The 19559-nt window shown below is 68.1% G+C and carries 17 protein-coding genes and 1 pseudogene; 3 read left to right on the top strand and 15 right to left on the bottom strand.

Translation table 11 applies throughout. The features are described from left to right. Positions 1-204 precede the first annotated feature (204 nt). From NC7_RS25645 to NC7_RS25620, 6 genes are read right to left on the bottom strand one after another with little or no spacing between them, the layout of a single operon-like run. On the bottom strand, positions 205-768 hold the full coding sequence (locus tag NC7_RS25645; RefSeq protein ID WP_067987685.1) for a hypothetical protein: 564 nt from the start codon (positions 766-768) through the stop codon (positions 205-207). A gap of 53 nt (positions 769-821) precedes the next feature. Further along, positions 822-1847 (bottom strand): hypothetical protein, encoded by a 1026-nt coding sequence (locus NC7_RS25640; RefSeq protein WP_067987682.1) that lies wholly within the window; start codon positions 1845-1847, stop codon positions 822-824. Positions 1848-1894: 47 nt separating this feature from the next. Next, positions 1895-2392, bottom strand: a complete 498-nt coding sequence (locus NC7_RS25635; RefSeq protein ID WP_067987678.1) for a hypothetical protein — start codon at positions 2390-2392, stop codon at positions 1895-1897. A 23-nt stretch (positions 2393-2415) separates the two neighbouring features. Further along, on the bottom strand, positions 2416-3183 hold the full coding sequence (locus tag NC7_RS25630) for an alpha/beta hydrolase (protein ID WP_236573650.1): 768 nt from the start codon (positions 3181-3183) through the stop codon (positions 2416-2418). Beyond that, positions 3180-4511, bottom strand: coding sequence for a TerD family protein (locus NC7_RS25625; RefSeq protein ID WP_167352462.1), 1332 nt, complete (start codon positions 4509-4511; stop codon positions 3180-3182). Before NC7_RS25625 ends, NC7_RS25630 begins: the two co-directional genes overlap by 4 nt. A gap of 52 nt (positions 4512-4563) precedes the next feature. Then, a complete protein-coding gene (locus NC7_RS25620; RefSeq protein WP_067987673.1) occupies positions 4564-5430 on the bottom strand; it encodes an NAD(P)-dependent oxidoreductase in 867 nt (288 codons plus the stop codon). Positions 5431-5479: 49 nt separating this feature from the next. Here NC7_RS25620 and NC7_RS25615 point away from each other — a divergent pair, with 49 nt between their 5' ends. Next, positions 5480-5881 (top strand): MerR family transcriptional regulator, encoded by a 402-nt coding sequence (locus tag NC7_RS25615; RefSeq protein ID WP_067987670.1) that lies wholly within the window; start codon positions 5480-5482, stop codon positions 5879-5881. 169 nt (positions 5882-6050) lie between these two features. Here the strand turns inward: NC7_RS25615 and pheT are convergent, their stop codons facing one another. The 4 genes and pseudogenes from pheT to NC7_RS25595 form a co-directional block, all read right to left on the bottom strand. After that, positions 6051-8552, bottom strand: coding sequence for a phenylalanine--tRNA ligase subunit beta (gene pheT / locus NC7_RS25610; RefSeq protein WP_067987667.1), 2502 nt, complete (start codon positions 8550-8552; stop codon positions 6051-6053). Between the two features lie 15 nt (positions 8553-8567). Next, positions 8568-9644, bottom strand: a complete 1077-nt coding sequence (gene pheS, locus NC7_RS25605; RefSeq protein WP_067498526.1) for a phenylalanine--tRNA ligase subunit alpha — start codon at positions 9642-9644, stop codon at positions 8568-8570. A 526-nt stretch (positions 9645-10170) separates the two neighbouring features. Continuing rightward, complete coding sequence (locus tag NC7_RS25600; RefSeq protein WP_067987665.1) at positions 10171-10740, bottom strand: Uma2 family endonuclease; 570 nt, start codon at positions 10738-10740, stop codon at positions 10171-10173. 132 nt (positions 10741-10872) lie between these two features. After that, a pseudogene (locus NC7_RS25595) lies at positions 10873-12305 on the bottom strand (MFS transporter). A gap of 101 nt (positions 12306-12406) precedes the next feature. Between NC7_RS25595 and NC7_RS25590 the strand changes: the two are divergent. Beyond that, positions 12407-12982, top strand: a complete 576-nt coding sequence (locus tag NC7_RS25590; protein WP_067987662.1) for a TetR/AcrR family transcriptional regulator — start codon at positions 12407-12409, stop codon at positions 12980-12982. A 70-nt stretch (positions 12983-13052) separates the two neighbouring features. On the opposite strand, the gene NC7_RS25585 is transcribed toward NC7_RS25590, so the two are convergent. The 4 genes from NC7_RS25585 to infC form a co-directional block, all read right to left on the bottom strand. Further along, entirely contained in the window at positions 13053-13850 is a 798-nt protein-coding gene (locus NC7_RS25585) for a TrmH family RNA methyltransferase (RefSeq protein WP_067987854.1), read from the bottom strand. Between the two features lie 35 nt (positions 13851-13885). Beyond that, positions 13886-14272, bottom strand: coding sequence for a 50S ribosomal protein L20 (gene rplT, locus NC7_RS25580; RefSeq protein WP_067498536.1), 387 nt, complete (start codon positions 14270-14272; stop codon positions 13886-13888). Between the two features lie 100 nt (positions 14273-14372). Beyond that, on the bottom strand, positions 14373-14570 hold the full coding sequence (gene rpmI / locus NC7_RS25575; RefSeq protein ID WP_067498539.1) for a 50S ribosomal protein L35: 198 nt from the start codon (positions 14568-14570) through the stop codon (positions 14373-14375). Positions 14571-14601: 31 nt separating this feature from the next. Then, entirely contained in the window at positions 14602-15276 is a 675-nt protein-coding gene (infC, locus tag NC7_RS25570; RefSeq protein ID WP_067987660.1) for a translation initiation factor IF-3, read from the bottom strand. Positions 15277-15632: 356 nt separating this feature from the next. On the opposite strand from infC, the gene NC7_RS25565 reads away from it, so the two are divergent. Beyond that, a complete protein-coding gene (locus NC7_RS25565; protein WP_067987657.1) occupies positions 15633-15974 on the top strand; it encodes a DUF1844 domain-containing protein in 342 nt (113 codons plus the stop codon). A 515-nt stretch (positions 15975-16489) separates the two neighbouring features. Here the strand turns inward: NC7_RS25565 and uvrA are convergent. Next, entirely contained in the window at positions 16490-19456 is a 2967-nt protein-coding gene (gene uvrA / locus NC7_RS25560) for an excinuclease ABC subunit UvrA (protein ID WP_067987654.1), read from the bottom strand. Positions 19457-19559: the final 103 nt, after the last annotated feature.

Raw genomic sequence — 19559 nt, 5'->3', positions numbered from 1 at the left:
TGTGTCCGAAAGCTCACCGCTCACACCGAAATTCGGTGACGGATTTGTTCCCGGCCCGACTTACTCGGCACCGACCGTCCTGTGATCCCACCCACAATTCACGCGCCGATTTCCCGGGACGACGCCGGGTGAACCGGATACGAACGATAACCGGCCAGCACAGCAATTCGGGCAATTCGCCGAAATTGGCGAACCTGTCGGTTCCTATCGCAAGGCAGCCAAGGCCGCCGTTGCCACGTCTTCGACCGCCAGCCGCGCGAATTCCGGCGTGGCGCTGCGCCGATAGTGGTCGACCGAGATCAGGTCGGCACCGTGCTGAACCACGAGCGTGGCGGCAGCGGTCTCGTCGCCCGAGTCGCCCCGTGCCAGACATGCCTCGTCACCGAAACCCTCGTCGGGACCGAAGGAGCCTGCCATCGGCGTGACGCCGCAGGCGAACTCCAGGGCGTCGACGGCGCGTTCCGTGCCCGAGGTCCAGCCGATGTCCCCGTACCGGAGCACCCTGACCTGCAGATAGCCGTACGCATCCGCGTGCCCCGGTTCGTCGGTGGGCGTTCGATAGGTGCACATGGCGTCGGACCCCGAGGAATACGTCGAGTCCGGATCGCGGACACCGGCCGGAACCCACCGCTGGAAACGCGCCGCCCCGACCGCCTCACACAGGTCGGCCGGTGCGGACGCGGGTGGGTGCGCCCTGGTCCAACGATCCAACGCCGCAGGTAGCGCCGCGGACACCGCGATGACGGTGACAACCACCGTGACCGGCACAAGGCAACCCCGCATAGCCCGCCGTCGGCTGTCGGCCGGGGGCGAGGCGGTGCTCATTCCCCGGCGAGGATGCCGAGAACCTGGTCGGAGAAGTAGAAGGGCTCGAGGCGTTCGCGCAGGAGTTCGGCGAGGACACCGTTGCGCTTGGCCGCTTCGATGACGCCGGGACCGTAGCGCAGGATCTCGGTGCTGATGTCGTCGGCGTTCAGACCGAGTTCGGGAAGCATCGAGGACAGGGTGTGGTCGGCGTAGCGGGTGTAGAACACCTCGACGCATTCGCGGACCAGCAGGCCGAAGTATTCCTTCTCGCGGGTGGTCACGGCGATTTCGTAGCAGATCTGGACCAACTCGTTGAGGTCTTTCTGCGTGAGATATTCCCGCAGCCCGGCCACCGGTTCGTCGGCGTGCAGGTCCCAGAATTCCATGGCGGCCGAATGCACCGGCGCGTCACGCAGCATGTCGCGGATGGCGTTGTTGGTGCGCTTGAGCGCGAACAGGGCGCCCTTGCCCGCGAGATCACCGACGAAGGTGCTGTCGGCGGCGACCTTCTTGGCACGATTGGCGGCCGACTGACCGAGCGACATCAGCGAGGACACACCGGGAATCTTTTCGGCGCGTTCACGATTGGCCTGCATGAAGTCGCCGATCAACTTGTCGACGAACCGCGATGCGACGGTCGCGACGAGCGGGCTCTCGGTGAGCCGGTCCAGGATGCGTTCCTGGGCCTGGTGCATGCCGAAGATCTTCTCCAGCAACGCTTCCACCGGCTCGCGGTCCACGACGTCGCCGAGGGTGTAGTCGGTGTTGGTGGCGATGTGGTCGTAGATGGCGTCGGAGAACACCCCGACCGTGTCGGCGATGACGGGCGAACCGCCGATGCGGTCGAACACCCGCGCCACCGTCTCCTCGCCGTCGGCCAGGGAGACCACATCACCGAAGCGGATGGTGTCGCCGACGGCGAGCACGGCCGCCACGTCGCGGGCGATCACCTCGGCGAACCGTTCACCGGTCACCTCGCCGAGCAGGTAGTCGACCTGCGCGTCGAGCAGTCGTTCGGCGATCTGGCGCGCCTGCGTCATCTATGTCCACCCATTCACGGTTGTCGCTCGGCTGAGAGGACGCGAGGTCAGGCGCCGGAATCGTTGTCCCGCATCGCCTTCCGGATCTGGTCCAGACGCTCGCGCGCGGCCTTCTCCCGCGCCTCCCACTGTTCGTCGGCGCTGCGGCCCGCCGGGGTCTGCCGGTCGAGTTCACCCATGCCCCGCGCGGTGCCGAAACGCTGCTCGACCTTATCGCGAACCGCGTCGAATGTCGGCACTCCGGAAGTGGAATATCCGCCGGTCACAGCGTTCGCGGCGGACCCGGAACCCCCAGGCGGTACCGGCGGTACCGCATCAATACCTCCCACCTGCTCCGATGCGATCGGCTCCGCGTCGATGATCTCGGCCTCGGTGTCGAGCATCACAGGCGGCCCGACCTCGACATGACCGGCCTCCACCTGCGCCAGTGCGGCGGCGACGGCGCCGAGCCCCGGCCTGCCTGCCACCGCGGCGCGCAGCAGCGACACCAGTTCGGCGTCGGGCAGCGCGGCCAACCGGCCGAGGATCTCGCTCGTTTCGCTCATACCGCCAGGTTACGCAGCCGGGCTCACGTGTCGAGGAACTCGCTCCACCGCGCGATGAGCCGCGGCCAGCGCGGCCCGAGCGCGTCGATGACATCGTTGTGGCCCGCGCCGGGGACCACGATCAGTTCTTTCGGCTCGTTCGCGGCCGCGTACAACCGTTCGGCGTGGCGCAGCGGCAGCAGTTCGTCGTGTTCGCCGTGCATCATCAGCACCGGCACCCGCAGCGCGGCGATCCGGCGCAGATTCGGATAGGCATCCGGAATCAAGGGTGCGGGCAGGAACGGATAGACCGAGCGGGCCGCGTCACGCATTCCGCTGAACGTCGACATCAGCACCATGCCCGCGGGCGATTGCTCGCCCGCCAGCTCGAGCAGCACTCCCCCGCCGAGCGACTTGCCCAGGTAGAGGACGCGCGCGGGGTCGACGCCCGGTTGTTCGAGCAGAGCCGAACGCGCCGCCCGCGCGTCGAGGTAGGTCCCCTGCTCGCCCGGTGCGCCGGTGCTGTGCCCGAAACCCCGGTAGTCGAAGGCCAGCACGTCGAAACCGGCGGCGACCAGCAGCGCGATGATGGACACCCGGTCACCGATGGTTCCGGCGTTGCCGTGGGCGTAGAGGATGTGGGCGCGCGGTCGTTCGGCACGCACGAACCAGCCGTGCACGTCGACGCCGTCGGCGGTGCGCATGTGCAGGTCCCGGTAGTCCAGACCGAGCGCGGCCGGGGTCTGCGCGAGGTGCCGCTCGGGGTGGTAGACCAGTGCGTTGAGCACCCTGGTCGCCGGATGTCGCATCATTTTCCTCGTCCAGCCTGGAAACCGAAGTCCCAGTTGTAGAGTCGCGCGATCTCCATCACGCCGCCGCCCGGCTGTCCGGCGGGTGGCCGAATGAAGGCGCCTTCCCGACGCACCACGAGTTCACCGTTCACGTTCTCCAGCACCGCAAGTACCGCGTCGCGGGAATTGTCGGTGCACCCGTCGAGGGTCATCTCGATCGGCGCCGAATTCACCGGGTGCAGCGTGACCGTGGCGTGGACATTGCGGAAGTCGCTCGCCCCGTCGTAGATCGAGGCGAACACCAGGACGCGCCGGAAGAAGCGGGTGTAGTCGAGATTGATCGACAGGTTCTCGCCGGTGATGCTCGCCCCGGTGCGGTCGTCCTGGTCGAGGTGGATGAACGGCGGTTCGTAGAGTGCGCCGAAGCGGCGATCCAGCGCGCGCACGGAACCGATGGCGCCGTTGACCAATTCGAAGAAGCAGCACAGGTCGAGGTCGATGTTCTTGCCGCGCAATTTCCCGAAGATGCGGCCGGTGGCGGCCATCGAGGTCCAGTTGAGATTCACCCGCATCACGCCGCCGGTGGCGCCGTGCTTGGTGAGTGAGACGCTCGGGGATTCTTTGGTGAGCGAGACTTTCGCGAGATTCACCGGCGGGCCGGATGGTGTTGTGGGCGAGTGGAATTGAGCGCCCGCAGGTGGTTGGTGCGGCGCGGCGAACGGTTGCGCGGAGGGCTGGACCGGATGCGGTCGACCCTGGGGTTGAGCGGTGGGAGTCGGCGGTGCGGAGGTGTGTGGCGGGCTCGGGGGCGGCGTGAAGGGTCGGTCGACCGGTTCGTCATCGACGGAGATGCCGAAATCCGTTGCCAGTCCGGCCAACCCGGTGTCGTACCCTTGGCCGACCGCCCGGAATTTCCACGCACCCTGACGGCGGTACAACTCGCCGAGGACGAACGCGGTCTCGGTGGTGGCGCCGGTGCTGTCGAATCGCGCGACCTCCCCGCCGGTCGCGACATCGATGACCCGGATGGCGAGCTCGCGGAACTGGCCGAAGGTGCCGCCGTCCGCGGAGGCGGCCAGCACGATCTTCTCGATCTGCGGTTCCACCCGCGCCAACTGTACCGACAGGGTGTCGACAACCGCCTGGCCCTGGCGTTTCCCGACGTGACGCACCGCGCCGGAGGGATGTACCGCCTGGTTGTAGAACACGAAGTCGTCGTCGGAGCGCACCTTCGCCCCGGCGAGCAGCAGGGCGGACGCATCCGCGTCGGGCACACCCGGCCCTGCCTGCCAACTCACTTCGACCCGGACCTCGGCGGCAGGCACCACGACATTGGCGCCTTTCATCATCGACACGCCTGCCAACCTATCCCGCCCCACCACCGGCCCACCAGCCATCCGGCTAGGGCTTGGCGAACTCGGTGATGAGCACCGGGTACTGCTCGCCACCGCGACCGGCGGCGATCGCCCGATCGGCCATCGCCCGGAACAGTCTCGGCAGTTCGGCGTTCACCCCGAGCGCCTCGCATTCCTCGATGAGGTGCGTCATCGATGCGGCGTCGGTCGAGAGCGCCGCGACCTCGGCCGGATACGCGCCGTTGTCGATCTGTTCGGCGTACCCGGGTAGCCAGGTGGCCACCCCGGCGGCCATCTGCTGGGCGAACGGCGCGAAGGTGCCCGCGTCGACACCGGCGGTCCGCAGCATCGCGGTGCCCTGCAACCACGCGTTGAGCACACTCCACATCATGGCCAGGCCCGCGCTGTCGTACAGGGCGGCCAGGCCGTGGTCGGCGCCGAGGTAGGTGAGGGTGCCCAGCGCCGCCAGAGCCGCTTCGGCGGTGTCGAAGTCGGCCCGCGCGCCGCTGTGCAGGAGGACGGCGTCGGCGGTGCCGATCACCGGCGGAACGGCCATGATCGCGCCGTCGAGGTACCGGCCGCCGCGCTGCTCGACCCAGCGCGCCGCCGCCCTGGCCTGCGCGGAGTCGCCGGAGGTGAGGTTGACGACGACGGTTCCGGACAGGTCGGCCTGCTCGAGTACCGCGTAGACCGCCTGGTAGTCGGTCAGGCAGACCACGATCACTCGGGCGGCGCGCACGGCCTCGGCGACGGTGTCGGCGCGCTGGGCGCCACCTGCGACCAGCTCCTCGGCGGCGGCAGGGGTGCGGTTCCAGACGGTGGTCGGGTGCCCGGCGGTGCGGAAGGCGCGGGCCAGCGCCCGGCCCATCAGGCCGAGGCCGAGAACGGTGACGGGAGTGGTTGTATCGGTCATGGCACCATCGTCAACGTTGATACCGGTGTGAAGGTCAAGTGAGGATGTCGTGCGAATCGGCGAATTGAGCAGACGAACCGGCGTGCACACGCACCAACTGCGCTATTACGAGGCCCAGGGCCTGCTGGAAGCGAACCGTCGCTCGAACAGTTATCGCGACTACGACGAGAGCGCGGTCCTGCGGGTGACCCAGATCAGGCATCTGCTCGCCGCAGGCCTCTCCTCGACCGACATCGCCTACCTCCTGCCGTGCGCCCACGGTGAGGGACCCGACCTGCCGGGCTGCCCGGAATTACTCGGCGCGATGCGGTCACGACTCGCCCGCATCGAGGAACAGATGGCCGCGCTCACCCGCTCCCGCGATGCCCTCACCACCTACATCGGCGCAGCGGAAGAGATGGGCGGTGAATACTACCCGCCCTTGACGGGAACCGAGGCGCTGCGATCCTGAACCACCCGGGTCCGGCTGCCGCGACGGCCGGCAGTCGCGCCGTGCGACCGTCGCCGTGCGCACAGCCCCGCCCGGGGCCGGGCCGACGCGACGATCCGTCAGAGGGTTGACGCTGCCCGAAGCCGACTGAGGCCGCCCGGAAACCGGACGGCCTCAGCGTCAGCTGGAATCAGGCGCGCAGTTCGGCGCCGACCGCTGCCGTGGCCGAGGCGACCGCGGCGTCGCGGGCGGCGCTCGCCTCGTCCTCGGTGAGGGTGCGGTCGGGGGCGCGGAAGCGCAGGGCGTAGGTGAGGGACTTGCGACCCTCACCGGCCTGGGTGCCCTCGTAGACGTCGAACAGGGCGATGTCTTCGAGCAGGTCACCACCGCCGGTGCGCAGGGCGGATTCCACCTGGGCGGCGGGCACGGCCTTCGCCACGCTGATCGACACGTCCTGCAGCACGGCAGGGAATGCCGAAACCGTTGGGGCAGGGCGCGATTCGACCAGCGGGAGCGCGTCGAGGTCGAGTTCCAGCGCGCAGGTGCGCGGGGGAAGACCGGCGCGTTCCAGCACGGCGGGGTGCAGTTCGCCCGCGTGGCCGACGACCACGCCGTCCACCAGCAGTTCGGCGCAGCGGCCGGGATGCCACGGCAGGTAGGCGGCGGCGCGGCGTTCGATCACCACACCTGCGGCGTCGGCCACCTCGTCGACCAGCGCGAACGCGTCGGCGGCCTCGGCCGGACGGCCCGGGCCCCACGGTCCGCGCGGATCGCGCTTGCCGCTGAGCACCGCCGCGACGTGCACCGGCTGGGCGGGCAGCGAGGCGTTCAGCTCGGCGATCTGCTCGTCGCTGGGTCGGCGGTCGACCGGCAGCGCATCCACCGCGTGGGTCTGCTCGCCCGGCAGAACCACCTGGGCGATGCCGTAGATGGTGAGGTCACGGGCACCGCGAGAGATGTTGCGGGCAGCCACTTCCAGCAGACCGGGCAGCAGCGTTGTCGCCAGTTCCGGACGCTCGGCGTCGAGCGGGTTCAGCACGCGCGTGGTGTTGCGGCGCGGATCGTCGGCATCCAGCCCCCACACGTCGAACGCGCCACCCGGCAGGAACACCGGCGCGGGAACTTCGACGGCACCGGCGAACGCCATCGCCCGGCTCACCGCACGACGACGCTTCTGCTGCGCGGTCAGGCCGCGACCGGCGGGCGCCGACGGCAGCACCGACGGAATCTGCTCGAGCCCCTCGAGCCGCAGCACCTCTTCGACCAAGTCGGCGGGCTGGGACAGGTCGGGACGCCAGCTCGGCGGAGTCACCAGCAGTTGGGTCTTGCCCGCGTCGTTGACCTCGATATCGACGTGCGCACCGATCTGGGCCAGCCTGCGCACGGCGGTGCCCGCCGGGTAGGTGACGCCCGCGACCCGGTCGGGCAGGTCGATGTCCATGGCGATCGGCGCCGCCGCGTCGAGGGGCACCCGGATGTCGGTGAGCGTGGATTCGATGGTGCCACCGGTGATCTCGGCGAGCAGGGTGGCGGCACGATCGAGCGCGACGATGTTGATCTCGGGATCGACGACCCGCTCGTAGCGCTTGGCGGCCTCCGACGACAGCTTGTGCCTGCGCGCGGTCCGGTAGACGCGCAGCGGATTCCAGGTGGCGGCCTCGAGGATCACGTCGGTGGTGTCGGTGCCGACCTCGGTGCTCGCCCCACCCATCACACCGGCCAGCGAGATGACGCCGGAGTCGTCGGCGATCACCACGTCCTCGGCGTCGAGGGTGCGCTCGGTGTCGTCGAGGGTGCGCAGGGTCTCGCCCTTGTGCGCCGAGCGAACGACCAAGCCGCCGTTGAGTTTCGCGGCATCGAAGGCGTGCAGCGGCTGCCCCAGTTCGAGCATCACGTAGTTGGTGACGTCGACGGCCGGGGAGATCGGACGCATGCCCGCCAGCATCAGCCTGCGCTGCAACCACAGCGGACTCACCGCGTTCGAATTCACCCCGGTGACGCGACGGGCGCCGAAGCGGGTGCACTCGGAGTCGGCTTCCAGCCGGACCGACCATGCCTCGGACTCGCCGTCGGGCAGCGTCCGCACGGCGGGGTCGGCGTATTCGAGGTCGAAACCGCAGGCCAGCTCGCGGGCCAGACCGCGCACCGAGAAGCAGTAGCCGCGGTCCGGGGTGATGTTGAGTTCGATGATCGTGTCGTCGGTGCCGAGCAGCACATTGGCGTCGTCACCGGGCTGCGCGGAACCCGGCTCGAGCACCAGGATGCCGTCGTGGTCCTTGCCGATGCCGAGCTCGGCGACCGAGCAGATCATGCCGTTGGAGGTGTGGCCGTAGGTCTTGCGGGAGGAGATCTTGAACCCGCCGGGCAGCTCGCCGCCGGGCAGCACCACGACGACGAGGTCGCCGACCGCGAAATTGCGGGCGCCACAGACGATTTCCTGCAGCTCCGGGTTGCCGACATCGACCTTGCAGAAGCGGATCGGCTTCTTGAACTCGGTGAGTTCGGTGATCTCGGCGACGCGGCCCACGACCAGCGGCTTGTCGATATCACCGCCGATCGGGGTGAGCTTGTCGACCTCTTCGACCTCGAGGCCGACCCGGACGAAGCCCGCGTCGAGTTCCTCGGCCGACACCGACCAGTCGGGGGTGGTGCGCTGCAGGATCTCGGTCAGCCAGGACTGTGCTACTCGCACGTTTTCGCTCTCTCTCTACGACCGGATACCGAAGGGCAGGGTGAACCGCACGTCACCCTCGACGATGTCGCGCATGTCGGGAATCCCGTTGCGGAACTGCAGGGTTCGCTCCATGCCCATGCCGAACGCGAACCCGGAGTACACCTCGGGATCGATGCCGCTGGCGATGAGGACCTTCGGGTTGACCATGCCGCAGCCGCCCCACTCGACCCAGCCCGCGCCGCCCTTCTTGTCCGGGAACCACACGTCGACCTCGGCCGAGGGCTCGGTGAAGGGGAAGTAGTTGGGGCGCATACGGGTTCGGGTGTCGGGACCGAACAGGGCGCGCGCGAAGGCGTCGAGCGTGCCGCGCAGGTGGGCCATGGTCAGGCCCTTGTCGATGGCCAGGCCCTCCACCTGGGAGAACACCGGGGTGTGGGTGGCGTCGAGTTCGTCGGTGCGGAAGGTGCGACCGGGGCACACCACATAGATCGGCAGCTCACGTTCCAGCATGGATCGCACCTGTACCGGGGAGGTGTGGGTGCGCAGCACCTGGCGCGACCCCTCCGGGGCGATGTGGAAGGTGTCCTGCATGGTGCGCGCCGGGTGGTCGGGCAGGAAGTTCAGCGCGTCGAAGTTGAAGTGCTCGGTCTCGACCTCGGGGCCCTCGGCGACCTCCCAGCCCATGCCGACGAACACGTCGGCGATCTGCTCGGAGATGACCGTGATGGGATGCCGGGCACCGGCCGGGCGGCGACGAGCGGGCAGGGTGACGTCGATCTTCTCGGCCACCAGCACGGCCTGATCGCGCTCTTCCAGCAGCGCCGCGCGGCGCGCCTCGAAGGCATCCGACACGCGCTTGCGCGCGATGTTGACCCGCTTGCCCGCGTCGGCCTTCTCTTCCTTGGGTAGACGACCCAGCTCACGCTGCGCCAGCGCGATCGGCGACTTCCCGCCGATGTAGTCGGTCTTGGCGACCGCGAGCGCGTCCAGATCGGCCGCCGCGGCGAACGCCTTCTCGGCCTCCGCCGCCGCTGCCGCGAGTGCCTCCTCGGTCAGTTCGGCGCCCAACGGGCCTGCGCCCTGCTCGACTCCACTGTTGTCGTCGGCCACGATTGTTCGACTCTCCCCTGGGGATCGGTTCACGGGTGCGTCATTGCCTACCCGTATCGGTGCTGCATAAATCCTATGGGATGGGGTTCGCTCGGTTCATCCGGATTACCGGGGGGCACTCCCGGACCCCACACAAGGTCGCTACCAAGACCGACAAGTCCAGGTCAGACCGGTTTTCGGAGGGTTCTCACCAAGATCACCACGGAACCGAAATTCGAGGGAACCGAATCGCCCCGGGTTCCGTCCAACCGTTCAAACACATCCGCCGTGTTCGACGCGAGACAGGACGACTCGATGGCTGAACAGACCTGCGACTCCACCCCACCCCGGGGCAGGCGCATGCGACGCACCGCCCCGGGCAGCGGACTGGCGCTGTGCGGCCTTGGCATCCGCCCCACCCGTCCCCGGCCGTTTCCGCGTGTGGGCGGACTGTGTCCCGAGGTCCACCCACAAACCCCTCGCGACCAGGATTAGGCGCTCACCGGCCCATCTGCTCGTTTCGATTGATGGTGCGCCGCGTGCGGCGCTATCCGTAGAGCGGCAGGCAGGCGGTGTCGACGGCTGTCGACAGCGGCTCGGGGAGGACGAGCGGGTCACCGAACGCGCCCTCGACCGGATCGGGGTACACACCGGCGTCAGGATCGCGGTAGAGCGCCCAACGACCGAACCTCGGGTCGATGACCAGCAGAGTGCGTACCCCCGCCGCGCCGTACCAACCGTTCTTGCCGGTGATCTGGTGCGCTTTCTCCGACTTCGAGATCACCTCGACGGCGAGTTCCACGTCGGCGGGATCGGCGAGCCATTCGTCATCGGTGTCCCAGGAATCGGGCAGAACGACGAGGTCCGGTGTGCAGTAGTCGTCCGTATCACCGGGCATCGCGATCGATGTCACCTCGTAGGCAGCGAGCCCTTCTGGCATGACCGATTCGAGTTGGTGACGCAGTCGACGGATCGTGCCCGCGTGTTTTCCACGCGGGGTCGGTGACATCACGAGCGACCCTCCCAGAATCTCGACCTGCAGGCCGGTCGCGCGCTCGATCTCCTCGGCGACTTCGCGAAGGTTGCCGGGTCGAGGATGCATCGCGGGGACGGTCATGCGGTCACTCCATTCGTGCGGACTGCCGGGTCAACGATAGCGCGAAGCGACCGCACCCCAGGGCTACGGCGACAACTGGCGGCCGGTCGGGCGGTGGGGTCGGCGTCGTCATACCGACCCCACCGGCGCGGCTCAGGCGGTGGGCTTGGTGTGGCGGGGTAGGAAGGCGGCGAAGAGCGCGGCGGCGGCGACCAGGGCGGCGCCGACCCAGACCGCGGGGATCAGACCGTCGACGTAGGACTGCGGGTCGGTGTAGGACCCCGCGGTGGCGAAGACCGAGGCGAGGACGGCGATGCCCATCGCGACACCGACCTCGCGGACGGTGCTGTTGATGCCGGAGGCCATGCCCTGGTCGGCGGGTGAGGCGCTGGCCATGACGATGGTCGACGACGGGGCGAAGGTGAGGCCCATGCCGATGCCGCCGAGCACGAAGGGCGCGACGAAGGAGAGGTAGGGGACGTCCGTGCTCGTGATCAGCGCCATCCAGGCCAGGGAGACGGCCAGGCAGACCTGGCCGCTGGCGATGAGGACGCGCGGGCCGACCCGGTCCACGACGAGTCCGGCCAGCGGGGCGACCACCATCGGGACCATCGTCCACGGCATCGTGCGGATACCGGACTCCAGCGGCGAATACCCCTGCACGACCTGGAAGAACTGCGCGAGCAGGAAGATGGCACCGAACACACCGGCGGAGAACCCGAACGACACGAGGTAACTCAGGCTCAGGCCCCGGTTGGCGAACATGCGCAGCGGCAGCATCGGTTCGGCGGTGCGGTGCTCCCAGGCGACGAACGCGACCAGCAGCGCGACACCACCGACCAGGGCGGCGAGCACCTGCGGAGCGGTCCAGCTGTCCTCGGCGCCGTGGATCACGCCCCACACCAGCGCGAGCACGCCAACCGCGGACAGGACGAGACCGGGCAGGTCGAGTTTGCGTGCGGCACCGCGCGATTCACTCAGCGTGCGTGCGGCGAAGGGCAGCGCGAGCAAGCCGACGGGCACGTTGAGCCAGAAGATCCACTGCCAGTTCAGCCCCTCGACGACGGCACCGCCGACCACCGGCCCGACCGCTACACCGAGCCCGGCCAGACCTCCCCAGATCCCGATCGCGGCGCTGCGCATCCGCTCGGGCACGGCCGCGGCGAGCAGTGTCAGCGACAACGGCATCACCGCGGCACCACCGGCGCCCTGAATCGCGCGGGCGATGATCAGCATCCACGGCTCGGTGGCCAGCGCGCAGGCCGCCGACGCGACGACGAACACCGCGATTCCCGCCAGGAATATTTTGCGGCGGCCGATGCGATCACCGAGCGCCGAGGCCGTGAGCAGCAAGGCCGCGAACGACAGCGTGTAGGCGTTGACAAACCACTGCAGGTCCGAAAGCGACGCCCCAGTTCGGTTTTGATCACGGGCAGGGCGTTGGTCACCACGAGGTTGTCCAAGGTGACCATGAACATCGGAATGCCGACGGCGGCGATGACCGCCCCCAGTGGCTTGGTCGTCGCACTGCCGAGCGGCGGCGCGTCGGCGGGCGCGGCATCGCCGGAATCGAGTGTCTGTGTCATGATCCACCCTAGTTGTAATTCACTGATAACTTCCGTCTCATGATTATGCATCGACTGATAACATGTCAACAGGAACCCGAGGACCGACCGGAGGCGAATACATGAGCGAGACGACGAGAACCCGGATGACCGCGGCCGAGCGCAGCGCCCAGGTACTCGCCGCCGCCGTCGACGCCTTCGCCGAATCCGGGTACGCCGCAACGAAAACCGATGAGGTGGCCCGCCGCGCGGGGGTCTCCCAGCCGTATGTGATCCGACTGTTCGGCACCAAACAGCAGTTGTTCGTTGCGGTGTTGCAGCAGGTGTGCGCCCGCATCGAGGAGGTGTTTCGCAGCGCCGAGATCGCGCCGGACGCCGACACCGCCGAAGCGCTGCGCAACCTCGGCATGAACTACGACGTGTTCCTGGCCGAACGCCAGCTACCGCTCGTCCTGCTGCACGGCATCGCCGCCAGCGCCGATCCCGAGATCGGCGACCACGTGCGTGAGCACTTCGGACGCATCTATCAGCTGATCGTCGAGCGCACCGGCGCCGACACCCTGCACGCCCGCCGCTTCCTCGGCACCGGCATGCTGCTCACCATCATGACCGCGATGCAGGTGGCAGGCCCCGATGCCATCGAACTCCCGTGGTCGACCGCCGTTCTCGACGATCTCCAGTGCGGCTTGGAACTCTGAGCCCAGCGAACCAGCCCCGAGCGGGTCGCCGACGACAAGCAGTTCGCTAGCAGCCTCGACGTGGCCGCGGCTACTTCGCGTGCTGGACTCGGGCGTTGGCGTAGAGGCAGATCGCCGCTGCCGCAGCCAGATTCAGGCTTTCGGCGCGGCCGTGGATGGGGATGCGGAGGCGATGGTCGGCGCGGGCGGCGACGGCGGGGTCGAGGCCGTGGGCCTCGTTGCCGAAGAGCCAGGCGACCGGCCCGGTGAGGATGTCGTCGGCGTCGTCCAGGTCGACCTCACCGTGAGCGGTGGTCGCCAGCAGCGTGATTCCGGCCGAGGACAGCGCGTCGAGGGTGGCGTCGATACTGCGGCTGCGCGCGATCGGGACGTGGAACAGGCTGCCCGCGCTGGCGCGGACGCATTTGCCGTTGTGCGGGTCGACCGCGTCACCGGCGAGCACGACGCCGTCGGCACCGACGGCGTCGGCAACCCGGATGAGGGTCCCCGCGTTGCCGGGTTCGGCGATCTCCACGGGCACCGCGAGCATGCGCGGCGCACCGTCGAGGATCTGGCCGAGCGGCACATCGAGCTGCTCACACACGGCGACCAGGCCCGGCACGGTGACGGTTTCGCCCAGGTGCTCGGCGGCGCGATCGCTCACCAGCGTGGTGCGCACACCGTCGGCGGCGGCACCGGCGATCAGCGCGACATCGCGCTCGGCCGCGGCGAGCGAGTAGAACAGCTCACGCACCCGGCCGGTCTCCAGCGCGGCGGTGACGGCGTTGGCGCCTTCGGCCAGGAACAGCCCGGTCTTGCGACGGTGCGCGGCGCGCTGGAGCTTGACAGCCGAAACGACCCGCGGGTTGCGCTCGGAGAGCGCGTCCACGGGTCGTTCCGACAGATCGTTGTGCGTCGTCAAGCTCAGGCAGCCGAGGCCGGGGCGTTGACGTCGGCGGGCAGCGCGGCCTTGGCGACAGCGACCAGTCCGGCGAAGGCCTCGGCGTCGGAGACGGCGAGCTCGGCGAGGATCTTGCGGTCCACCTCGACACCAGCGGCCTTGAGGCCCTGGATGAAGCGGTTGTAGGTGATGTCGTTCAGACGCGCGGCGGCGTTGATACGAGCGATCCACAGCTTGCGGAAGTCACCCTTGCGAGCCTTGCGGTCGCGGTAGGCGTAGGTCAGCGAGTGGAGCTGCTGTTCCTTGGCCTTGCGGTACAGGCGCGAACGCTGGCCCCGGTAGCCCTTGGAGGCCTCGAGGATGGAACGGCGCTTCTTCTGAGCGTTGACAGCCCTTTTGACGCGTGCCACTTTTCAGTCCTTGATCATCTGGGGGGCGCGGCGGCGCCCGAATTCGGTAGTTGTCGGCGTCCGGTCATCCCGGCCGCGTAGTCGTCGGGGTGCGACGGTCTCAGGCGAGACCGAGCAGCCGCTTCACGCGGGGGGCGTCGACGTCGGCAACGGACTCCGTGCCTTCCAGACGACGAGTCCGGCGGGAGGACTTGTGCTCCAGGAGGTGGCGACGGTTCGCCTGCTCGCGAAGCAGCTTGCCCCGGCCGGTCACCTTGAATCGCTTCTTGGCGCCGCTGTGGGTCTTGTTCTTCGGCATGGATTCCTCTATCTAGTCGGTGAGATCGGTGTTACTGCGGGTCGGCGGGCGCCTGCTCGACCGGCGCCGCCGGTTCGGCGAGCGCGGCCGGGTCGGCACTGGCCGGGCCGGTCGGCAGCGGACGCGCCGGTGCCGATTCCTGCTGTGCCTTGACCCGCGTCTTCGCACCCTTGTGCGGGGCGAGGACCATGGTCATGTTGCGGCCGTCCTGCTTGGCCGAGGTCTCGACGAAGCCGAGCTCGGCGACGTCGGAGGCCAGGCGCTGCAGCAGCCGGAAGCCGAGTTCGGGTCGCGACTGCTCACGACCGCGGAACATGATCGTGACCTTGACCTTCGACCCGGCCTCGAGGAAGCGAACGACGTTGCGCTTCTTGGTCTCGTAGTCGTGGTCGTCGATCTTCGGACGGAGCTTCTGCTCCTTGATCACGGTCTGGACCTGGTTCTTCCGGGACTCGCGCGCCTTCTGCGCGGTCTCGTACTTGAACTTGCCGTAGTCCATGATCTTGCAGACCGGCGGACGGGCATCGGGTGCCACCTCGACCAGGTCGAGATCGGCTTCGAGCGCGACGCGAAGTGCATCTTCAACACGCACGATCCCAACCTGTTCGCCGCCGGGTCCGATGAGTCGAACCTCGGGAACTCGGATGCGATCGTTGATGCGGGTCTCAGTGCTGATGGGGCCTCCTAGGTCAAGCGGTGTCGTCATAACGACCGCACGCAATAACTGCAACCCCTGATTCAACGCGAAAGCCCCGTTGCGGTATTTCTCCGCGACGGGGCCCGAGTCGACCGATCATCGGCCACCGACGCCCGAGGGCGCGGTGTCGACCCCCGCGCGACCAGCACGCGGGGAACCCGCCACAGTGAGCGGGTGACCGGGACCGTTTGTCCAGTACGATTGCTCGCCGGCAACGGTGGGAGTCGGGCTCCACTTATCTGCCCCGGGGCATGCATGACACGACCTGGGGCGGTCGTCAGCGGAAAGTCTAGCATCGCATTCGGCTATCGCCGAATCGGCCCGGCGACGGTGACCCGCACGGGGCTGGCGATAGCCTGTTGCCCATGACTGACGAGCTCGATCCTCCCGTGCGCGACCTGGCCGACATTCCCGCGGTCGAGGTGATCAGCCGGGCCGCCGTGATGCTGATGAGTTCGGCGGCGGAGAAGCTCGGCCTGGCCGAGGAGAACCCGAACACCGGCGCCAATGTCGACCTCGACGAGGCGCGCCGGGTCATCACCGCGCTGGCCGGGCTGGTCACCGCGTCGGTGGAGTACCTCGGACCGCACGCGGGACCGATCCGCGAGGGCCTGCAGGCGCTGCAACGGGCCTTCCGCGAGGCGTCGTCGGTGCCCGACGCGCCGGGAGCGGGCCCGGGTGAGAAGTACACCGGCCCCGTGTTCTGAGCCGGAAACGCGAAGATCCGCCGACACCTGAGTGTCGGCGGATCTTGCTACGTCGTCGGCGCGACTCAGACCGTTGGGGTCGGAGTCGGCGGCTGGCCCGGGGTGACCGAGACGGCCGAGCCGGAGGAGATCATGTTGGCGAGGGCGGTGAGCAGCGCCGCGCTTCCGGTATCCATTGCTGCGGTGATCCTTTCGGTGCTGCCGGGTCAGGCAGTCGGCGTCGGCGTCGTGGGCTCGTAGGCCAGCGAGGACCCACCGCTGAGGAAGTTCAGAATCTGACCGATGAGCGCCATCGTGGCTTCATCCATGGGACGTTCCTTTCGTACTGCACGACATCCGCGACCGCGCTGCCCACGCCGCGCGTGACACCACTGGATGTCGATCGACAAACCGCTACTGCCCGGTGTTCCGGCGACGGCGAGGCGAATGTTACCTATGGCCGTTTCACTTCGTAGGGTTTTCGGGAAGTCCCGGGCGGAACGGTAGCCCGTTCCGCCCCGGCGCACCACCGTGTCTCAGCGCAATGCGGCCGCTTTCCTGGACAGACGCTTGGCCGCGGCCGTCTCCGCGGGCGCCTTCTTCGCCGCCGGTGCGGCCTTCTTCTTCGCCGCGGGTTTCTTCGGGGCGGGCGCCGCGAGGACTTCCTTCAGGAACTGGCCGGTGTAGCTGTCGGCGACCTGCGCCACGTCCTCCGGCGTACCGGTGGCGACGACCGTGCCACCGCCGGAACCGCCTTCCGGGCCCATGTCGATGACCCAGTCCGAGGTCTTGATGACATCGAGATTGTGCTCGATGACGATCACGGTATTGCCCTTGTCGACCAGGCCGTTGATGACCTTGAGCAGCTTGCGGATGTCTTCGAAGTGCAGGCCGGTGGTCGGCTCGTCGAGGATGTACACCGTGCGACCGGTCGAGCGTTTCTGCAGTTCGGCGGCCAGTTTCACGCGCTGCGCCTCACCGCCGGACAGGGTCGGGGCGCTCTGACCGAGGCGCACATAACCAAGACCGACCTCGACGAGGGTCTTGAGGTACCGGTGGATCGAGGTGACGGGTTCGAAGAACTCGGCGGCCTCGTCGATCGGCATGTCCAACACCTCGGCGATGGTCTTGCCCTTGTAGTGCACCTCGAGCGTCTCGCGGTTGTAGCGGGCGCCGTGGCACACCTCGCACGGGACGTACACGTCCGGCAGGAAGTTCATCTCGATCTTGAGCGTGCCGTCACCCGAGCACGCCTCGCACCGGCCGCCCTTGACGTTGAAGGAGAAGCGGCCCGGCTGGTAACCGCGCACCTTGGCCTCGGTGGTGGAGGCGAACAGGGTGCGGATCTTGTCGAAGACACCGGTGTAGGTGGCCGGGTTCGAGCGCGGGGTGCGCCCGATCGGTGACTGGTCGACCTGCACCAGCTTGTCGAGTTGATCGACGCCGTTGATCCTGGTGTGCCTGCCGGGCACCTGCCGCGCGCCGTTGAGCTTGTTCGCCAGCGTGGTGGCCAGGATGTCGTTGACCAGCGTCGACTTGCCGGAACCGGAGACACCGGTGACCGAGGTGAGCACCCCGAGCGGGAACGCCACATCGATGCCGCGCAGATTGTGCTCGGTGGCACCGACGACGGTGAGCTTGCGCTTCTTGTCGATCGCGCGGCGCACCAGCGGCAGCTCGATCTGCTCACGACCGGAAAGGTAAGCGCCGGTGAGAGATTCGGGCTCGGTGAGCAGTTCCTGATAGGGGCCCGAGTGCACAACGCGACCGCCGTGCTCGCCCGCGAGCGGACCGATGTCGACCACCCAGTCCGAGGCGCGGATGGTGTCCTCGTCGTGTTCGACCACGATCAGAGTGTTGCCCAGCTTCTTGAGCCGCAGCAGGGTTTCGATGAGTCGACGGTTGTCGCGCTGATGCAGACCGATCGACGGTTCGTCGAGCACATAGAGCACGCCGACCAGCCCGGAACCGATCTGGGTGGCCAGACGGATGCGCTGGGCCTCACCGCCCGACAGGGTCGCCGCCGCCCGCGAGAGCGTGAGGTACTCGAGACCCACGTCGAGCAGGAAGCCGAGCCGAGCCTGGATCTCCTTGAGCACCTGACCGGCGATCGCCGCCTCGCGCTCCCCCAGCGTCAGTGAGTTGAGGAAATACGCGCACTCACCGATCGACAGGTCGCTGACCTCGGCGATCGAGCGGTCCGCTCCGTCGGCGGCCAGGGTCACCGCCAGGATCTCCGGACGCAGGCGGGCACCGTCGCACACCGGGCACGGCACATCGCGCATGTACCCGTCGTAGTGCTCCTTCATCTGCTCGGACTCGGTGTTGTCCATACGCCGCTGCAGAAACGGCATCACGCCTTCGAAATCGGCGTAATAGGAGCGTTTGCGCCCGTAGCGGTTGGTGTAGGACACGTGGACCTGATCGGAGCTGCCCTCGAGGACCGCTTTGCGCGCCTTCGCCGGAAGCTCACGCCACGGTGTGTCCATCGAGAAACCGATGGCCTCGGCCAGCCCCGACAGCAGACGATTGAAGTACTCGGCCGTCTGCCCACGCGACCACGGCGCGATCGCACCCTCCGCCAGACTCAGATCCGGGTCGGGCACGACCAGCTCCGGGTCGACCTCCTTGCGGATACCGAGACCGGTGCAGTCGGGGCAGGCACCGTAGGGCGAGTTGAAGGAGAACGAGCGCGGCTCGAGATCCTCGATATCGAGCGGGTGACCGTTCGGGCAGGCCAGGCGCTCGGAGAAACGGCGTTCGCGATCGTGCGCGTGCTCGTCGCGGTCGACGAAATCGAGCACGACGATGCCGTCGGCCAGCCGCAGCGCGGTCTCGATCGAATCGGTGAGGCGCTGCTTGGACGCGGCCTTCACCGACAGACGGTCGACGACCACCTCGACGTCGTGCTTCTCCTGTTTCTTGAGCTTGGGCGGGTCGGCGAGCGGATACACCACCCCGTCCACCCGCACCCGCGAATAACCCTGGGTCTTGAGCTGGTCGAACAGATCGACGAACTCACCCTTGCGGGTACGGACCACCGGCGCGAGCACCTGGAACTTCAGGCCCTCGTCCATGGCGAGCACCTGGTCGACGATCTGCTGCGGGCTCTGCTTGGCGATCAACTCGCCACAGACCGGGCAGTGCGGGGTGCCCGCGCGGGCATAGAGCAGGCGCAGATAATCGTAGACCTCGGTGATCGTGCCGACCGTCGAGCGCGGGTTGCGGTTGGTCGACTTCTGGTCGATCGACACCGCGGGCGAGAGACCCTCGATGAAGTCCACGTCCGGCTTGTCCATCTGCCCGAGGAACTGGCGCGCGTACGCCGACAGCGACTCGACATACCGGCGCTGTCCCTCGGCGAAGATCGTGTCGAACGCCAGACTCGACTTACCCGAACCGGACAGACCGGTGAACACGATCAGGCTGTCGCGCGGCAGATCGAGGTCCACACCCTTCAGGTTGTGTTCCCGAGCTCCGCGCACAGTGAGGCGTTCCGCCACCTGGTGAATCCCTTCTCCATCGTCATCCGCTCGCCGGACATGAACCCCCACAAACCATGCTAGGTGTGCCCACCGACAAGTTTGTTCGAGCGCTGTGTTTGTT

It is taken from the genome of Nocardia caishijiensis NBRC 108228 (assembly GCF_001612825.1).
Taxonomy (GTDB): Bacteria; Actinomycetota; Actinomycetes; order Mycobacteriales; family Mycobacteriaceae; genus Nocardia; species Nocardia caishijiensis.
The sequence above is the reverse complement of the archived record's forward strand: the minus strand, read 5'-3'. Positions and strand labels throughout refer to the sequence as shown.